Genomic DNA, 1,322 nt, shown 5'->3' with positions numbered 1-1,322 from the left:
AGAAGCCGTAGTTCTATCGATCTTGAGTACGGCTGAATCGAAAGTGGCCGGTGGGGCGGGTGATTTCACGGTGGCCGTGCATGGACACAGGGCCTCTGGTGCAGTTCGGAGTTGCTGAGACCACGAACGCTCCCGGAGGCCCTGTTGTCCTTGTTGTACGCGGTCGAGAGTGACGACTTCAACTCGGCGGGCACGGTGTGCGATTGTCTCGCTCACCGGTTCGGGAACGCGGCCGACCACCCCGCCCGGGTCCGGGTCTACGACACTGACATGACCGATGAGCAGTGGCAGGTGGTTCGTCCGCTGCTGCCGGTGCCGGCCTGGCTGGAGGGCCGGGGCGGCCGGCCGGAGGGCTACTGCCACCGCGTTATGCTCGACGCCGTGTTCTACGTGGTCGACAACGGCGTCAAGTGGCGGGCGTTGCCGGTGGACTTCCCCGTCTGGGACCGGGTCTATGCCTTCTTCCGGCGCTGGCGGGAGAGCGGGCTGATCGACGAGTTCCACGATCGGCTGCGCGGGAAAGTCCGCGAGGCGGCCGGGCGCGATCCGGAGCCGACCGCCGCGGCGATCGACTCGCAGTCGGTCAAGGGCGACGCGGTCGTGGGCGCCGGCAGCCGGGGCTTCGACGGCGGCAAGAAGATCAACGGTCGGCGTCGGCACCTGATCTGCGACACGATCGGACTGCTGCTGGCGATCCGGGTGACAGCCGCCGATGTCACCGACCGTCAGGCCGCCGCCGAGATGCTGCCCGCCCTGCACGGCCGGTTCCCCACGATCACCAAGCTGTGGGCCGACTCCGGCTACACCGGTGTGCTCGTCTCCTGGGCGCTGGCCGTGCTGCACCTGGTCGTCACGGTCGTCAAGCGCAGCGACGACGTGAAGAAGTTCGTGGTGCTGCCGCGCCGGTGGGTGGTGGAGCGAACGTTCGGGTGGCTGATGCGGTCGAGGCGCCTGGCACGCGACTACGAGCGCCGATGCGATTCCAGCGAGGCGATGATCCTGTGGTCGATGACGATGCTCATGACCCGCCGCCTCGCAGCCCCGGCGCGAGCGCGAACCGCCCTGACGGCTCCTTGAGCAACCAGCCCCGCCCGACCAGCCGGTTCGCCTTGGACCGCACCCCCTCGATCTTCGCCGGCACCGGCTTCACTCCCAGTCCCACGGCCAGCTCCTTGCATGACAGCGCCTCCTTTGAACCGGCGAGGACATCAAGGATCCGCTGATAGTCCGGCGCCAGCACCGACGCCACGAGACCGTCGCACCACACCGGCACCACCGACCCTGCCACCGCCCCGCCCGTCGGCGTCGGCGTCGGCGTCGGC

General features: G+C 68.8%; 2 protein-coding genes. One reads left to right on the top strand and one right to left on the bottom strand.

All coding sequences use genetic code 11. The annotated features are described in order from the left end of the window. The first annotated feature begins 270 nt into the window (after positions 1 to 270). Positions 271 to 1,077: an IS5 family transposase gene (locus AC27LF_RS45460; RefSeq protein WP_479658210.1), complete on the top strand. Its 807-nt coding sequence runs from the start codon at positions 271 to 273 to the stop codon at positions 1,075 to 1,077. Here the strand turns inward: AC27LF_RS45460 and AC27LF_RS45455 are convergent. Beyond that, positions 1,019 to 1,322, bottom strand: a 304-nt coding sequence (locus AC27LF_RS45455; RefSeq protein WP_479665217.1) for a hypothetical protein, incomplete at its 5' end; no start/stop codon positions are given. The genes AC27LF_RS45460 and AC27LF_RS45455 overlap by 59 nt on opposite strands.

It is taken from the genome of Streptomyces diversicolor (assembly GCF_057537855.1).
Note: the sequence above shows the minus strand (reverse complement) of the source record. Positions and strands in the feature narration are given on the sequence as shown.

Excerpts from the sequence above, each read along its gene's own strand:
- AC27LF_RS45460 (WP_479658210.1), top strand. The coding sequence starts at position 271 with ATGACCGATGAGCAGTGGCAGGTGGTTCGTCCGCTGCTGCCGGTGCCG.